Origin of the sequence: Sphaerochaeta globosa str. Buddy (assembly GCF_000190435.1) — a bacterium.
In the GTDB taxonomy this organism is placed as follows: domain Bacteria; phylum Spirochaetota; class Spirochaetia; order Sphaerochaetales; family Sphaerochaetaceae; genus Sphaerochaeta; species Sphaerochaeta globosa.
On the sequence record NC_015152.1, the window covers coordinates 2,995,073 to 3,011,093 of the forward strand.

17 protein-coding genes are annotated in these 16,021 nt (G+C 51.2%); 11 read left to right on the forward strand and 6 right to left on the reverse strand.

The window, feature by feature from the left end; translation table 11 throughout:
- Positions 1–30: 30 nt before the first annotated feature.
- The 4 genes from SPIBUDDY_RS13940 to SPIBUDDY_RS13955 are packed head-to-tail and all read left to right on the forward strand — an operon-like array spanning position 31 to position 5,339.
- Entirely contained in the window at positions 31–2,382 is a 2,352-nt protein-coding gene (locus tag SPIBUDDY_RS13940) for an efflux RND transporter permease subunit (protein WP_013608412.1), read from the forward strand.
- Entirely contained in the window at positions 2,379–3,140 is a 762-nt protein-coding gene (locus SPIBUDDY_RS13945) for an outer membrane lipoprotein-sorting protein (protein WP_013608413.1), read from the forward strand. The genes SPIBUDDY_RS13940 and SPIBUDDY_RS13945 overlap by 4 nt, the downstream gene beginning before the upstream one ends.
- Positions 3,140–4,384, forward strand: a complete 1,245-nt coding sequence (locus SPIBUDDY_RS13950; protein ID WP_013608414.1) for a hypothetical protein — start codon at positions 3,140–3,142, stop codon at positions 4,382–4,384. Before SPIBUDDY_RS13945 ends, SPIBUDDY_RS13950 begins: the two co-directional genes overlap by 1 nt.
- A gap of 37 nt (positions 4,385–4,421) precedes the next feature.
- A complete protein-coding gene (locus tag SPIBUDDY_RS13955) occupies positions 4,422–5,339 on the forward strand; it encodes a helix-turn-helix domain-containing protein (protein WP_013608415.1) in 918 nt (305 codons plus the stop codon).
- Here the strand turns inward: SPIBUDDY_RS13955 and SPIBUDDY_RS13960 are convergent.
- Genes SPIBUDDY_RS13960 through SPIBUDDY_RS13975 form a run of 4 tightly spaced genes read right to left on the reverse strand, consistent with a single transcriptional unit; the run spans position 5,320 to position 8,247 of the window.
- Complete coding sequence (locus SPIBUDDY_RS13960) at positions 5,320–5,721, reverse strand: Fur family transcriptional regulator (RefSeq protein WP_013608416.1); 402 nt, start codon at positions 5,719–5,721, stop codon at positions 5,320–5,322. The two genes, SPIBUDDY_RS13955 and SPIBUDDY_RS13960, sit on opposite strands and share 20 nt — an antisense overlap.
- Complete coding sequence (locus SPIBUDDY_RS13965; protein WP_013608417.1) at positions 5,693–6,580, reverse strand: metal ABC transporter permease; 888 nt, start codon at positions 6,578–6,580, stop codon at positions 5,693–5,695. The genes SPIBUDDY_RS13960 and SPIBUDDY_RS13965 overlap by 29 nt, the downstream gene beginning before the upstream one ends.
- A complete protein-coding gene (locus tag SPIBUDDY_RS13970; protein ID WP_013608418.1) occupies positions 6,573–7,340 on the reverse strand; it encodes a metal ABC transporter ATP-binding protein in 768 nt (255 codons plus the stop codon). Before SPIBUDDY_RS13970 ends, SPIBUDDY_RS13965 begins: the two co-directional genes overlap by 8 nt.
- Before the next feature lie 4 nt (positions 7,341–7,344).
- The gene (locus SPIBUDDY_RS13975) at positions 7,345–8,247 is read right to left on the reverse strand and encodes a metal ABC transporter solute-binding protein, Zn/Mn family (protein ID WP_013608419.1); all 903 of its coding nucleotides are present in this window, start codon (positions 8,245–8,247) and stop codon (positions 7,345–7,347) included.
- 123 nt (positions 8,248–8,370) lie between these two features.
- Here SPIBUDDY_RS13975 and SPIBUDDY_RS13980 point away from each other — a divergent pair, with 123 nt between their 5' ends.
- Positions 8,371–8,892, forward strand: coding sequence for a gamma carbonic anhydrase family protein (locus SPIBUDDY_RS13980; RefSeq protein WP_013608420.1), 522 nt, complete (start codon positions 8,371–8,373; stop codon positions 8,890–8,892).
- Here the strand turns inward: SPIBUDDY_RS13980 and SPIBUDDY_RS13985 are convergent.
- Both SPIBUDDY_RS13985 and SPIBUDDY_RS13990 read right to left on the reverse strand, forming a co-directional pair.
- A complete protein-coding gene (locus SPIBUDDY_RS13985; RefSeq protein ID WP_013608421.1) occupies positions 8,889–9,560 on the reverse strand; it encodes a potassium channel family protein in 672 nt (223 codons plus the stop codon). The genes SPIBUDDY_RS13980 and SPIBUDDY_RS13985 overlap by 4 nt on opposite strands.
- A gap of 18 nt (positions 9,561–9,578) precedes the next feature.
- Positions 9,579–10,877 (reverse strand): TrkH family potassium uptake protein, encoded by a 1,299-nt coding sequence (locus SPIBUDDY_RS13990; RefSeq protein ID WP_041380829.1) that lies wholly within the window; start codon positions 10,875–10,877, stop codon positions 9,579–9,581.
- Positions 10,878–11,005: 128 nt separating this feature from the next.
- On the opposite strand from SPIBUDDY_RS13990, the gene SPIBUDDY_RS13995 reads away from it, so the two are divergent.
- The 6 genes from SPIBUDDY_RS13995 (at position 11,006) to SPIBUDDY_RS14020 (ending at position 16,016) form a co-directional block, all read left to right on the forward strand.
- Positions 11,006–11,518: a ferritin gene (locus tag SPIBUDDY_RS13995; protein ID WP_013608423.1), complete on the forward strand. Its 513-nt coding sequence runs from the start codon at positions 11,006–11,008 to the stop codon at positions 11,516–11,518.
- Between the two features lie 77 nt (positions 11,519–11,595).
- Positions 11,596–12,432 (forward strand): pirin family protein, encoded by an 837-nt coding sequence (locus SPIBUDDY_RS14000; RefSeq protein WP_013608424.1) that lies wholly within the window; start codon positions 11,596–11,598, stop codon positions 12,430–12,432.
- A gap of 125 nt (positions 12,433–12,557) precedes the next feature.
- The gene (locus SPIBUDDY_RS14005; protein WP_013608425.1) at positions 12,558–12,980 is read left to right on the forward strand and encodes a GntR family transcriptional regulator; all 423 of its coding nucleotides are present in this window, start codon (positions 12,558–12,560) and stop codon (positions 12,978–12,980) included.
- Positions 12,977–14,083: a slipin family protein gene (locus SPIBUDDY_RS14010; RefSeq protein WP_013608426.1), complete on the forward strand. Its 1,107-nt coding sequence runs from the start codon at positions 12,977–12,979 to the stop codon at positions 14,081–14,083. The genes SPIBUDDY_RS14005 and SPIBUDDY_RS14010 overlap by 4 nt, the downstream gene beginning before the upstream one ends.
- A complete protein-coding gene (locus SPIBUDDY_RS14015; RefSeq protein ID WP_013608427.1) occupies positions 14,080–14,760 on the forward strand; it encodes an ABC transporter ATP-binding protein in 681 nt (226 codons plus the stop codon). The genes SPIBUDDY_RS14010 and SPIBUDDY_RS14015 overlap by 4 nt, the downstream gene beginning before the upstream one ends.
- The gene (locus tag SPIBUDDY_RS14020; RefSeq protein ID WP_013608428.1) at positions 14,760–16,016 is read left to right on the forward strand and encodes an ABC transporter permease; all 1,257 of its coding nucleotides are present in this window, start codon (positions 14,760–14,762) and stop codon (positions 16,014–16,016) included. The genes SPIBUDDY_RS14015 and SPIBUDDY_RS14020 overlap by 1 nt, the downstream gene beginning before the upstream one ends.
- The last annotated feature ends 5 nt before the right edge of the window (positions 16,017–16,021 follow it).

A 16,021-nucleotide genomic window follows, 5' to 3' on the forward strand; every position in this document is an offset into this window, starting at 1 on the left:
ACCCTGGTTTGAAACGACTACAGTACAGGTATGGAACACCAACGAACCCGAGATTTGATAATTATCGTCACCTGCCTGCTTGTGTCTGTTCTCAGCCTGCTGGGAATTGGAAGACTGAAGGTCGACTCCTCAACCGACGTGTTCATCCCTTCCAATGCGCCGGTGGTGGAGACAAACAATCGGATCGAGGAGCAATTCGGCTCCCTCGATGCCCTTGTTGTAAGTTTGTATGACGAAAAGGGCATTCTTACAAAAAACAACCTTGAGCTCATAGCCTCCCTCACCGAGGAGATTGGGAAACTTGGGGGAGTGAAACAAGTCAGCTCGATAACCAACCTCAAGCACCTTGAGCCATCTGAGACCGGAGTGGATGTAGTGTTACTTACACTAGGCAGCATTGCCGACTTGGAAAGCCGTATCGCCAACTGGCCAAGTCTCTATGAAGGGACCTTCCTCAGCAAGGACAGAAAGAGTGCATCCATACTCATCCAAACACAGATTGATTATGTGCCTACCGCCCTGCTTGCTTCGCTCAGGCAGGTGCTTGCTCCTGTAGAGGGAACCTTGGAGACTTCCATCCTGGGACTACCGGTCGTAACCGAACAAATACGCATCAGTTTACTTGCTGACCTTGCTTTCCTCGTCCCGATTGTCGCCACTCTGATCATGCTCATTCTTTACCTCTTTCTGAAAAGCCTCAAAGCTACCCTGCTGTGCCTCGTACCCCTGATTTTCAGCAGTTCACTGACTTTGGGCATTATGAGCATCACCGGTATCACCTTTACCATGGCAACCATGCTGATACCGGTTTTGCTTCTCATTGTGGGCAGTGCCTATACCATCCATATTTTCAGCCACTTCTTTGAGGAATATGAGGAACTGGGAGTCGAACCCGCCCTGGCCAAGGTAGTGAAGCGGAATACCTATCCCATTCTAGCCGCGGCAGCGACCACTGCCTTTGGGTTTCTTGCCCAGCTTTCCAGCCCGCTGTTGCCATTTCGGACCTTCGGGCTGCTCAGTTTCATCGGCGTAGTAATCTGTGCCGCAAGTTCCTTGATCCTGCTTCCGGCCCTTATTCGTCTGGTGTATAAGAAATCTGTACGCAAGGAAGTGCGTAAGAAAGTAGCGAGGGGTGTCTGGATAGGGGTGGGAAGCACCCTTTCAAATCACTACGGGAAAGCCGTTTTACTCAGCGCACTTCTGTTCCTGGTCATAGTCCTTCCACTCTCCTACAGCAACCTCGAGGAAGGCACGAATATCCTAGCCTTCTTCAGAAAATCATCCCCCTTGGTGCAGGATACCCTCTCGTACAACCGGCGGATGCAGGGAAGCTTCTCCCTATCGGTTATGATCAAACCGACACAGCAGGTACTGCACCCAAAGACACTCACTACGGTGGAAGCAGCAATTACCGCCATAGAAAAGCAGGAGCATGTCGGAGCTGTGCAGTCCATTCTTCCCTTTGTGAAGCGGATGAACCAGCTGCTCGGCCCAGGCGATGAAGTGAATGCCGTACAATCTGAAGAACCCGAACTGATATTCGATTTCTTCTCGGACTTATCCGCTGAAGAAGCCAGTGAGGAACTGTATGAGCCATCACTTGACCAAGCGGGAGGAATGGGTCGGTATGAGATACCGCTTGATCCTGCTCGCTATGGACTTGAGAGTGAACAGCAACTATCCAATCTCATAGCCCAATACCTGCTGCTCTACAGCTCTTCCCTCGACGCCTTCATCAACGACCCGCTGCAGCCGGACAGCATGCTTATCACCGTCCTGCTCAAGGATTCCGATACAAAAACCCTCAGAAATCTTACCTCCCTGATCCCCACCCTCTTTCCGAAAGACTGGTCAGTGGAGATTGGAGGCGGAGAAGCGGTGAGCCTTGCTCTCACTGACTTGGTAACCAAGAGCCAAGTCATCTCCCTGTTCAGTTCTCTCATCGCAGTTTGGTTTTTGGTGCTCCTTACCTTCAAGTCGGCAAAGCTTGCAACCCTCAGCCTTATTCCCTGTCTTTTTGCTCTTACTTCCATTTTTGCCGCCATGGCCATTTTTTCCATCAAGCTGGATATCATCACCAGCCTGCTTGCAGCTCTCTGCATCGGGGTGGGAGTGGATTATGCCATCCACCTGATAGCGGCATTCCAACGAAACGATCAGGACTTGGCGACCATCATGCAGACTACGGGCAAGGCAATTCTTGCAAACGCGGCCTCGGTAGCCTTGGGATTCTCGGGATTGGTCTTCAGCCGATTCAGCCCGATTGCAAACATGGGACTGCTCTTTTCCATCGCCATGATCAGCGCATCGCTGAGCGCCCTGCTGGTTCTCAGTGCGATCAAGGTACATTACAGCTCACTCATTACCAGGAGGACTTCATGAAACGCACGCTTACTACTCTGCTATTGCTCATCCTCGCTTCCAGCTTGGCATGGTCGGCCCCCTCAGCCGGCCAAATCATGGCCAAGGTGATGGAAATCCAAACTTCACAGACATCCGCCCTCGACCTGAAACTCACCCTCATCGAACCCAACGGTCAGATGCGTGAACGCAGAATCCAAACCCTGAGTCAGACCAAGGATGGATTGACATCCTCGCTGACAGTCTTTCTCTCCCCTGAAAATGTACGCAATACCCGTTTTCTCTCCCTTGAGATGGAAGGAGGAAAAAACGAGCAGTGGATCTACCTGCCTGCCTTAAAGCGAAGCCGGCGCATCGGATCGTCCGAGGAGGGCGGCTCGTTCATGGGCAGTGACTTCTCCTATGCCGATATGGCTTCCACCACCTATGACGAGAACCAAGCACAGCACCTGTTGCTGGATGAGGATGCAAAGAGCTGGCGTATTCAATCCACCCCGTACGAGCAAAAGACATACGGGAAAACCATTACGGTAGTCGAGAAGACAACCTACCTGCCTTTGCGTGTCGAATTCTATGACCTCGATGGGGACACCTTGGTCAAAAGCTTGGTTACCGAAGAGACCGATATCGTCAATGGGAAGCCCATTACCAAAATCCTAACGATGAAAACAGAGGCTACCGGCCATGCTACGCGCCTGGAAATGCTGCAAACCCGTTTCGATGTTCCGCTCAGCAACGGGTACTTCACCCAAAAATTCCTGGAAACCGGGAGGCTCTAATGAAACGCATACTTCTGACTCTCTTAGTCTGTCTTCTGTTGCTGCCGCTGTACAGCCTCGACCTGTTCTTCGAGGAGCAGCCTAGCAGAACAACCACCTTCCAAGTGGAAGCTGCCGGCGGGCTCTACCGTGACAAACAGTTTTTGAGGCAGGCAGACCTCTCATTTGCCTTGGAGCAGAACGAAGAGCGCTACCGTGCAGTGGCACAACTGCAATACGACTCGTTGGCGAACCGATTGGAGGCAACCGACCTTTCAGTCTCGCTCTTTACCGGGAACATGACGATCAAAGGAGGGTTGTTCACCCATCCCTGGGGAAGTGCCAGCACAAACCATGTGGTCGATGTACTCTCATCCCGCAATCTTCGGGCGGGGTTCGTTGACGACCTGGAGGCAATGAAGCGGCCTTCCTTGATGGCGCTGCTCTCTTCCTATTGGGAGGACAGTTCTGTGGAGGTAGTGTTCAAACCAGGCTTTCTGCCCTCATATCTGGTCACCGAAGGCAGGTACAGCCTCATCCCCGCTGCCTTTGCCTCGGCTGCAGTTACCGAAACGGATACCCTTGATCTCACCTCGTGGGAGGCGGGAGGACGGTATCGCCTTTCCTTGGGCACGTTGGATGCCGCTCTGCTGTACTACAACGGACACCATCCGGAGCCGGGCTTCAGTGTCACGGCATTTGATTCAGGAACGTTTGCCCCTACCGCTTTGACGTTGGTCTATACCCGCTACCAGCTCTTTGCTCTGGAAGGCAGCTTGTTTCTCGATCCCTTCACCCTGGCTTTCGAAGGAGGCTTTTTCCTCAGCGAGGACGAAGAGGGGACTGCCAGCAGCCTGTACAACAGCAAGTTCGCCTATCTTGCAGAGCTTTCGTACACCCATCCTGCAACTTCAGCCTTCCTTGCACTCGCTTACCAAGGCAAATATGTCCTGGATTTCAATACCACCAACCCCATGGATGTGGACAACCTTGCCTCCTTTGATGGGAAAGCATATGAGAACACCCTCATACTGGTTGTTGAATACCCATTCCTTGAGCAACGACTGACAACCAGGGCCGCCCTCACCTACCAAGTCGAGAGCGAAGGATATGCCCTGTTGGCCGGTCTTTCCTATGCGTTGCTGGATGATTTGCAGGTATTTTTCAAGACAACAGTCTATGGGGCGCTGGGAAGCAAAAGCAGCATATATAAAACGTGGGATGACAATGATTCATTGAAGGTCGGGATGAGGGCATGGTTCTAGCTTCCCGGGTGTGATAGGATTGCCCTAGAGGGCCTCTATGGTAATTCTATCGGACATCCTGCTCTTTTTGACGACAGCCTTGGTGGTCTCCATTACCTGTCTGTGCGTTCTCTTACGCATACGCATGAGCGATTCGTATACCGGTTCGTTTCTCACCGTGCTCATCCCGTTGAGTTTTCAAATGGGGCTGACCTTGCTGACTACCTACCTGAGCAGGGTTCTGGATGAAACAAAACTTCTTTCAAGTTCCTATGAAACCTACGCGTTGGGGGCTACACTGCTTTCTATTTTACTTACCACCGTGCTGCTTCTGATGCTCAGCAGGTACCTGATCAAGCTTATCAGGGCAACTGAGGAACAGAAGCATCTGGGTAATCGCATTCTTACCCTCCTGATTCTTCTGTTCTTCATCCTCAGCCTCTGGATTGTGTTTGCAAAGAGCGGTGGCAGTTGGGTCAAGGCACTTACCGATACGATGCACTTCCACTTCTTCAGTGCCAGTATGTTCTTGGTCATCCATGGGGTTCTGGGGTATATCTATGCAAAAAAAGCAACAACCTGGGAGGAAGAACGCCTTCTGAAAGGCATCTGCTACACCTTCCTACCCCTCATCGGACTATTCCCCTTGGATCTGCTGTTCTTCAGGCAGGTTGCGTTCAAGCTGGTGTATCTGAGCTTTGCCGTACTTTCGGTCTATTTGTATTACTTCATCAGCCGACGCTACTTCCTCACCTATGAGATGGCCGGCAGAGTCACGAAGACAAAAGTGAAGAAGCTGGGAATTTCAGACCGGGAAGCAGAGATCGTCAGCTTATTGGTGGAAGGGTTGAGCAATCAGGAGATTGCAAAGAAACTGTTCATTTCACCCAACACGGTAAAAACACACATCAAGAACATCTATGCAAAGCTGGAGGTGAACAACCGCCTGCAGCTCTTCAATTCACTGAAGCAGTAGCATCCTTGCAGACCTTGCACACACCGGTCAAAAAGAAGGTGTGGTCGCAGACAGTAAAGCCATAGGCCTCTTCCCATCGGCTAAGCTGCTCTTCGTATTGGCAATCTCCCAAGTCGATGAACCGGTGACAGGTTTGGCAGTGGAACCAGTGATGATGCACACCATTCTCCTTGCTTCGATAACTATAGTACCGCTCGGTACCATGCTCGGTGCAGTGAAGAATGAAAGAGTCGGCCATCCCCATCTGTTCCAGATAGTGGAGATTCCGATACACAGTAGCCTGGTCGAACTGAATAGAAGGATGCTGTACCAGAGAGGAAGCCGAAACCGGCTCCTTGCTCATCCTCAGCACCTCAAGCAGGGCTTTTCGTGCCTTGGTCATGACTCTTCCTCCGTTTCTTCAGGAGATTTCCCCCAGCCCTTCCCAAAAAGAATGCCCCTGCAACAACCACTACCATGGCTCCAACCGGGACGTCGGCCATCCAGCCTACCGCCAATCCGGAAAAGGAGAAGAAGAAGGCGTACAACGTAGAGCCGACCATCATCGAGGCCAGGTTCTTTGCTGTATAGCCGGCTGTTCCTGCCGGCAGGGTGAGCATGGCGATCACCATGACAATACCGACGAACGTCTGCAAAAGCACCACGGCAATTGCGGTCACCGAGAGGATGATCAGAAATACAGCGCGGGTGGGAATGCCCCGTACTTGGGCGAACTCTTCATCGAAGGCTGATGCCTCGATCTGGGGATAGAAGCGCCAAGCAAGAAAAACCACCACCAAGTCGAGCAGGAAGAGCAACACGAGGTCTTGGTTGGATATCAAAAGAATGTTGCCGAAGAGGTAGCTGGACGGGTCGGTGTAACCGGGAGTCTTTGCCATGAAAAGCACCCCGATGCTCATTCCAATGGCCCAAATGGCTTGGATGACCGTATCCTCCCGTTGCTTTGACTTCAAGGAAACCGTTCCGATGATGACTGCCGAAAGCAAGGCAAAGACTATCGCCCCCACCATCGGGCTGAGATTCGGGACCTTGCCGGTTGCACTGAGGTACAAGGCAATACCGATACCCCCGAGGACTGCATGGCTGATCGCCCCAGCAAGGCCTGCAATGCGTTTGACCGTCACCACCGAACCTAGGACGCCGAAGAGCACCGAGGAGAGCAGCCCGGCCAGAAAGGCATTTCGGACAAAGGGAAAATCGGGGGAGACCAAGGCGGTAAAGAAACTGAAGAAATTATCCATTGAGGCTCTCCTTCTGGCATTGGTCGCCTGAAAGCTGAACATCGTGGAGGATGCGCTTGGTTCCATCGTCGAAGTTTTCCAATGCATGCTGCACGACGGTCCTTCCCACCTTTCCTTCCTTGTGGGCATCGATGCAGAAAACCCGATCGGTGAGGTCGGATACCTGACGCATATCGTGGGTGACGATGAGAATTGTAGTTTCACCCTTGAGGTGGGCCAAGGTGGCATACAGGCGCCGCTCGCTCTCCTTGTCCATATTGGCAGCAGGTTCATCCAGTATAAGCATGCTCGGTTTGGCACAGAGGGCCCTTGCTACCAACACCCTGCGACGCTGCCCGCCGCTGAGCTCACTGTATGAACGGGATGCCAGGCTCTCAAGCTCTACTTGCTTGAGGGCCCACAGAGCTTGCTTTTGCATCGCTTCTCGCTTGCCCCGCTTGGTCGGGCTCACCAATCCCATGCTGACAACCTCCACCACCGTAATGGGGAAGGTCGGGTCGTAGGATGCATGCTGAGGCACATAACCGATACGGTTTCGGTTCTTTTTCGGAGTTTGACCGAGCAAGCTTATCGTACCTGCTTGCGGCTCCTCAAGACCAAGGATCAACTTCAGCAGCGTTGTCTTACCCGATCCGTTGGGCCCGACAAGGGCGATGAACTCACCTGTATGAAAATGAAAGCTTACATCCTCAAGGACGTCCAAGGCGGGATAGGAGAAGGAGACTGAGGAGAATTGAAGCGCAATAGGTGCATTTTCCATTGGGTTACCGTACCTTCAGCAGTGCATCGGCCATGGTCTGGATACTCTCCATCCAATTGTAGGCAAGAGGATCGAGGCTTACCACGACGGCAGAGACAGTATCGGCGACGGTTTTCGCACTGGCAACGGGGAACTGCTTCTGCACAAAGATTACCTTGGGCTGCTCAGCCTTTGCTTTTTCGATCAGGGCAGCAAGTGCTTTTGCAGTCGGCTCTTTCCCCCCTGTCTCTACGGCCTCTTGTTTGATGGAAAAGGAGTCGAAGAAATAGCCGAAAGAGTTGTGATAGACGAAGACGGTGGAACCCGACAAATCCTTGAGCTGTGTTTGCAGTGAGCTGAACAAAGTATCTATTTCACCTACCAACGCCTGGTAGTTACTTTCGACACTATCTGCTTGGACAGGATCGAGTGCGGTCTGCAACGCTGTTTTGGTGTTTGCAAGCAACACTTTTACCTGCTGGTGGCCTAGCCAGGTATGGCGGTCGATGTTCAGGCTATTTCCTTCATCCTCATCATGCTCACCCTCTTCTTCGTGGTCATGCTCCTCAAGCAGACGGAACGTCATGCCCTGGGTGCCGTCCACCACCAGAAGGTCGGGATAGAGATTGGCAACCTTCTCACGCAATGAAAGCTCAAAATCCGTACCGCTGAGAACCCAAAGCTTGGCCTTTGCCAACTGGGCCATCTGCGAAGGGGATGGCTCATACGAGTGGGGATTCTGCCCCTCTCCTACCAACGTGACTACTTCGACCATATCGTTGGCCAGTTGGTCGACAAAATAGGCGTGCGGCAGGATGCTCACTACCACAATCGGGTTTGAACGTGTATCTGTAGCTTCTTTTGCCCCACTGCCAAAGAGCAGAGCGGATGAAAGAAGGAGGAAAATGACAAAAATACGAGTACGCATGGTACCTCCTCAAAGGGTAGGTACAAGATAGTGAAGTCTTACAATTTTTGCAAGTCATTCGCAAAATCATCTCTATACATACGTACCGGAATATGATTCAATTCAGAGAGATGGAGAGATTATATGATAGCCGGACACAATGACCATTTCCCCCTAATCGCAGAGACATGCTATATAGCCCCATCTGCCGACGTCATCGGAGAGGTGCAGCTCGATCAAGGGGCAAGCGTATGGTTTCATGCCACCCTCAGAGCCGATGTGAACAGCATCACCATCGCCGAGCAGACGAACATCCAGGACAATTGCGTACTACACGTGACCAAGACCCGAGCTTTGGTTGTGGGAAAACGTTGCACCATCGGCCATGGTGCCATTTTGCATGCCTGCACGATTGAGGATGACTGTCTGATCGGCATGGGCTCAATCGTACTGGACGGAAGCCATATCGGAAAGCAATGTCTAGTCGGTGCCGGGTCGGTGGTCCCTCCCAACAAGCAGTATCCTGATGGAAGCCTCATTCTCGGCTCCCCTGCCAGGGTAATCCGTAAACTCAGCGAGGAAGAGCTTGTTCAAATCAGGGAGAATACCCAAGACTATTGGCAATTCGCCCAGGATTTATGCCTAGGGAAGCAGACTATCCACTAGAGCTCGTTCGCCCGCTCAAACTTTTTAATCGCCTCATTGGAGCCGCCTACCACCAACACATCTCCTTCCAGCAAAACAAGCTCAGGACCGATTTCGCTGATGGCTTTATCGTTGCGTATCACCACGATGATATTCAGGTGGAACCGCTTGCGCAGATTCACCTGTGCCACGTTCTGGTTGGCGAACGTAGTCGATAGAATAATATTGGCAATGGAAAAGTCCTCGCAAAGCTCTAGAAAGTCCAAGGTACCTGTGGAAACCAAGGAGTGTGCAAGTCGTGTCCCCATTTCCACTTCAGGAAAGACTGCCTCGGCTCCGATTCTCTCAAGGACCTTGCCGTGATTGGTGCTGGTCGCCTTGGCGATGACGCGGGGAATGCCAAGCTCGACCAGGCTCATGGTTACCAGAATGTTGGATTCAATATCCTTGCCGATGCAGACAATGACAGTATGGCAATGGGAGATGCCCGATTCTTCCAGTACTTCGGCAGTAATGGTTTTGATCGGATAAATATTCTCGATTTGGTCCTTGATCGCATCCAGCTTCTCGGCCTCGATCTCCAACACGATTACCTGCTTTCCCGCCTTGGTAAGCTCAAGGGCAAGGGCAAGGCCGAAGCGTCCCAGTCCAATAATTCCAAACGCATTCGGGTCGAACTCTTTCTTCATATCCTGCTACTCCTCATATCAACCGATAAACACTTGTTCTTCTATATACCCAAGGTGGGAAGGCTTTGCCTTTAGGCTGGTGGCTATGGTAATGGGACCCACCCTTCCTGCAAACATAATAAGGCTGAGCACCACTTTTGAAACTGTTGAAAGTGACGGGGTAATGCCGCACGAGAGCCCAACGGTGGCAAAGGCGGAGACCGTTTCAAACAGAACGGCCAGAAAATCAAAATTTCCACCTTCGATCAATACAAGGGTCATGCTCCCGAGCACGACCACCAGAAAAGAGAGCAACAATACCTGGAAGGCCTTCAGGATGCTATCACTGTTCACCTTGCGCTTGAAGGCTGCCGGTTCGCGGCGGAACATGAGCGATCCGAGACTAAGCAACAAAGCAAAGGTTGTAGTAGTTTTTATACCTCCACCGGTCGACCCGGGGGAAGCACCGATGAACATGAGAATCATTGCAAAGAACAGCCCGGCTTGGGAAAAGGCTGCAATATCGACGGTGTTGAAGCCCGCGGTTCGGGTTGTTACGCTTTGGAAAAAAGCGGCAAGGGGACTGAGATGCTCGACAGCCATGAAAAACAACAGGCCGAGGGTAATCAGCGAAGCATTCATTAGAATGACAATTCTGCTGTGCATGCTCAAAGTAGACCATTTTCGGTTTCTTACGCAATCGGCAAGAACAAAGAAGCCAGATCCTCCAAGAATGATGAGCAAAGCAGTCGTCAGATTCATAACAAGATTGTCCTGATAGACAGTGAGACTGCGATAGCCTCCCATCAGGTCGAATCCTGCATTGTTGAAAGCACTGATGGTGTTGAACAAGGCGTGTCCGAAAGCGTCCAATGGCGAATAAGCCTGGCGGAATACAAAATACTCCACCACCGTCCCCACGCCCTGAATCAGAAAAGAGGAAATAAGCACTGCTCGGACAATCCCCAGCGTCCCCTTCATTGAGGAGAGATTATACGCTTCCTTGATGAACAGGCGCTTGGACAGGTTTACGTTCATGCCCAACAGCAGGCTGAAGGAGATGACTATGGCGGCAAAGCCCAAACCACCTAACAGGATGAGAACCGCGATGACGGTTCTTCCAAAAAGTGAGAACGTAAGCGCAACATCGACAGTGACCAAACCAGTGACACAGACTGCACTGGCTGAAATGAAGAGTGCGTCAATATAGGCAAGATCAATGCCTGGATTATGGGCGATGGGCAAGCTGAGTAATAACGATCCAAACAGAATAATCAGCAGGAAACCCACTAGTAACAAATGATTGGGTTGCATGCGTTTGCTCAAGGGTTTCTTCATGATGAAGCATAGTCTACTCCTCAGAATATTGATGTGCAACACCCCCCTCTTCGAATTACATTGTCGATACCCATTCTTACTAGTATACTCTTAATATATCCAAACTTACGATTCAAGGAGATGTAAGCATGCTAGCAACCACTATTGCCAAACTGATCACCGAACAGATTAATAAAGAGTTTTTTTCAGCGTATCTTTATCTGGATATAGCCAATTATTATGCCGAAAAAGGCCTTCTAGGCTATGAGAACTGGTTCAAAGTCCAGGCCCAGGAGGAAATGAGTCATGCCATGCTCATGCGCCAGTACTTGCTGAACAATGGTCAGGCAGTCAAACTCACAGCCCTCGCTGACCCATCTAAAACCTATGCCGACCTCAAGGCTCCGCTTGTAGAAGCTTTGAAACACGAAGAGTATGTGACTGCATCCATTAATACCATCTATGAGGAATCCGTTAAGCTAAAAGATTTCAGGACTCAGCAGTTCCTCGACTGGTTCATCAAGGAACAGGGAGAGGAAGAGATGAACGCACAGGAGAACATCCAGAAGTTCGAAGTCTTCGGGTCGGATGCCCGCGGCCTGTATCTGCTCAACCAGGAGCTTTCAGCCAGGGTCTTCACACCACCTTCCTTGGTTCTGTAACCAGCTAAATTGTCCAGTGCCCGCCTGCTGCAATACCAGGCGGGCAGCATGGTGTTTGAGTAGAGAAAGGAGTTTCCATGCAACTAAAACCCATCAAGCGTATCACCGGGGGAACCGTACAGTATGACGGTGCAGGAGTGAAATTGGTCCGCATCATCGGCTATAACGATGTCCAGAAGTTCGATCCCTTCCTCATGTTGGATGCTTTCGATTCTTCAGACCCGAAGGATTACCTTAAAGGCTTTCCCTGGCATCCGCACCGGGGCATCGAAACAGTCACCTACCTCATCGAAGGGGAAATCGAGCATGGTGATAGCATGGGTAACATCGGCTCGATCAACAATGGTTGCTGCCAATGGATGACCGGTGGCAGCGGCATCATTCACCAAGAAATGCCTAAAACAAGCCCCCTGATGCTCGGCACCCAGCTGTGGATCAATCTGCCCAAGAAGGATAAAATGACCGACCCTGCCTATCGGGACATCCGTGAGAGCCAGATTCCTGTGGTCAGGGCACAGGGATCCGAGGTTCGCATCATCAGCGGCTTTTATGAGGGCAAATCAGGAGCGGAGCAAGGTGACTATGTAAAGACGCTCTATCTCGACATCAAGCTGGAGGCGAACATAGCGTGGGACCTTTCTGTGAACCCAACGAACACGCTCTTCATCTATATCGTGCGCGGTTCGGTGCACACCGACAACCAAGAGGTTCCCTTTCACAGGGCGGTCCTCTTCGGGGAAGGTGACACGCTTTCGCTGAAAGCAGGATCAGAAGGTGCACGCATTTTCCTCTATAGTGCCAAACCACTGGGTGAGCCAATCGCCTGGGCAGGCCCTATTGTGATGAACACCCGTGAAGAACTCACGCTCGCCCAGCGGGAGCTGCGCGAAGGTACCTTCATCAAGCACACATAAGAGATACTTCTCCGTCCCTACCAGCTGCCCTCTTTGGCAGCTGTTTTTTTTGGATAGACACCCAGAAGCTTTTGTTGACATTGTACTAATACACCAGTACAATAGTACAAGAAAGGAGCTACACGTTGGCTAAGCTGAAAGAGGAACCAAAATTGGAGTTCAGCCTGGATGTAAAGAGCGGAGTCCCGTTCTACAAACAAATCATTTTCCAGGTGGAGATGGCCATTTCCGATGGGAGGCTCGAGAAGGGGGCACAATTGCCTACCGTGCGCAGCCTAGCCGTTGATTTGAGCATCAATCCCAATACCGTGGCACGTGCCTATGCTGAGATGGAAATTCGTAACATCGTGGTAACCCAGCAAGGCTGTGGAACCTTCATCAGTGACAAGAAGGTAACCCTCGACGCTATCGAACGCGAGCGTATTCTCTCCCAAATCACCAAGGAATTTCTTACCAAGGCTTCAAGCTATGGATTCACACTTGCTGAAATTCAACAATCCATTGTGGACCTAGGCACGGAAACCCAAAAAAACGAGGAAACATCATGAACCTGTATCAGAGAAAAATTGAACGAATCAAGAACATGAAGGGGTTTGTTCTCAAGCGAGACTTCAGCTATGGCTCAATCTCGTTTCTGTGTCTGGCCATCTTTTTGGCCCTTGGGGCGGTTCTCCAGCTCATGCTCTACCCCTACACAAACCTGCAAGCCATCGTATCGGTCAGTACGGCAACCTTTGTGAGCGCCTTGATGGTCGCCCTCATCCCCATTTGGGCGATTGTGATGGCTCTTATTCTCATGTTGTGGGTCGGCATTGTCGGCGGACTTTCGCTGTACCTCTACCCCATAGCACTCCTATCCACCCTTGGTCTTTTGCTCTCCGCCTCCTTCCAGCTGGTCTACCACTGGGACAAGGTCTTGGTCCTGAGACTGGGCAAATTCCATACGGTACGTGGACCTGGCCTCTTTTTCCTCATCCCGTTGGTCGACCGTATTGCTGAGTTCATCGACATGCGTATCAGGGCAACCGATTTCAGTGCGGAAAAGACTTTGACCAAGGATACGGTGCCGGTACATGTCGACGCTCTCTCCTTTTGGATGATATGGGATGCAAAGAAGGCAATTCTGGAGGTCGAGGATTACACCGAGGCAGTCATTCTCTCCGCCCAGACGGCACTGCGCGACTCCATAGGCAAACATCCACTATCCAGCCTGCTCAGCAAACGAGAAGAACTGGGCCGGGAGATCCAGCAGGCACTGGATGCAAAGACCAACCCGTGGGGGGTCACCATCCTCTCGGTTGAAATTACCGACATTATCATCCCCAAGGAGCTGGAAGACGCCCTGAGCAAACAGGCACAGGCGGAGCGGGAGAAAGAGTCACGCATCATTCTCGGAGCAGCCGAGGTGGAGATTGCCAAAAAGTTTACCGAGGCCTCAGCTCACTATGCAAATGACCCCATTGCCCTGCAATTACGCTCGATGAATATGATTTATGAAGGGATCAGGCAGAATAATTCCATGATGCTTATGCCTGCATCCATTCTCGACCATATGGATTTCGGTGCTGTCATGGGCACTGCCTCCATGCAAAAAATTGAAGAACTCAAGCACAAGCAATCCAAGACTGAAGAGGGAGAACCAAAGAAATGATCAAGGTTGAGAAGGTAAGTCGCAATTATAAAACTGGTGAGAGTATCGTTCGTGCCTTGAAGCAGGTCTCCTTGGAAATCCAAGGGGGAGAATTTCTTTCCATTGCAGGGCCGTCGGGTTCAGGAAAAACCACCCTGCTCAACCTCATCGGATGCATCGATGCCATCGATGAGGGAGAGATCATCATCAACGACCAGAAGGTCAGCACGATGAACAAGGAAGAGAAGACTACCTTCAGAAGGCAAAATCTGGGATTCATCTTCCAGACCTACAACCTCATTCCCGTCCTCTCCGCCTACGAGAATGTCTCCTTCGTCCTCTCGCTGCTCGATGTAGCTGAATCCGAGATCAAGCAGAGAACCTACGAGGTCCTCAGGGAAGTCGGCCTAGAAGGTATGGAAAACCGTCGCCCTTCTCGCCTCAGCGGGGGACAGCAACAGAGAATTGCCATTGCCAGAGCTTTGGTGAAGCGACCCCAGATTATTTTGGCCGATGAGCCGACTGCCAATCTCGACTCCAAAACCGGTGAGGAAATTCTTAAACTGATGAAACGGATGAATGAGAAATATGGTACCACGTTCATTTTCTCCACGCATGACAAAATGGTCATGGAGTACGCCACTCGGTTGGTGCAGCTCCACGACGGTTCCATCGTAAGCGATGAAAGGAGACAGTGATGAAATTCATCCTGCAACTGGCAGCGAAGAACCTGATGCGTTACAAGCGCAGGACAGCCATAACCGCTGTAGCCATCGCATTTGGTTTGATGATGTATGTTTTTGTCGATTCGCTTCTTCTTGGAGCCGAACTGGAGTCGATGCGCAACCTTCGCTGGTATGAGACTGCTTCCTTGAGAGTCCACGATTCCGCCTACTGGGAAGACCGGTACTTTTTCCCGCTGGAAGCTTCCATCGAGAAATCGAAGGAAATCCTTGATGTATTCAAGGCTGAGGGGATTGCTGCAACCGAACGCACGCTCTTTGCCGCCGATATGATCCTCTACCAGGATGATTTTGGTGAGGATGGCAATATGAGTGTGCAGGTTACGGCCATCAATGCTGAGACCGACTTTGAGGTATATCGTTTTGAGGATACCCTTGTCGAAGGTCGATTCCTCAAAAGCGGAGAGATGGACGGAATCGTGCTCGGTAGATGGTTTGCCGAGGATATCGGAGCAAAGGTCGGCTACTGGGTAACCCTGGTCACCCGTGGCAAGGGAGGCTTCTACGAGGCTTTCGACATGCAGGTTGTCGGTATCGTCAACTGCCCCAACCCCAATGTGAACCGAACCTTGGTCATGATGGACATCGAGGCTGCCGATCTCTACCTTGGCATGGAGGGGTCGGTGTCCAGCATCGACATCATGCTTGGGGAAAAAAGCGACCTTCAGCAAATCGCACAGCGTTTACAGACCAAGCTGAACGCCATCGAATCCGACCTGGTAATCTACACATGGCAGGACCTTGCCCGTGACTACTTGGCTATTCTGGAAGCCAAGCAGGGTGGAACCGGTTTGATTCTCTTTCTTGTATTCATCATTGCAGCCGTCGGAGTTTCCAATACCATGCTGATGGCCATGTATGAGCGTATGCGTGAACTTGGCATGATGCGTGCGTTGGGGATGAAGGACCGTGACATTCTCTTGGCCTTCCTCTTTGAAGCAGGGGGTATTGGATTGTTGGGTTCAGTGGTCGGCCTGCTGTTGGGAATTCTTGCCAATCTATACTTGGTGAATGTAGGTTTTGACTTCGGTTTCATGTTCAGGGATATGGACATCGGCTTCAGGATTCAGAATGTCATGCGGGGTGCATGGAGCCTGCCGACTTTTATAAAGGCATTTATAAGCGGTATCGGACTGTCCATGCTGGTTGCATTCCTACCCATCCGCAGGGCATTGAAGTTGGATATTCCCACCTGCCTGCACCATCAATAGGAGAA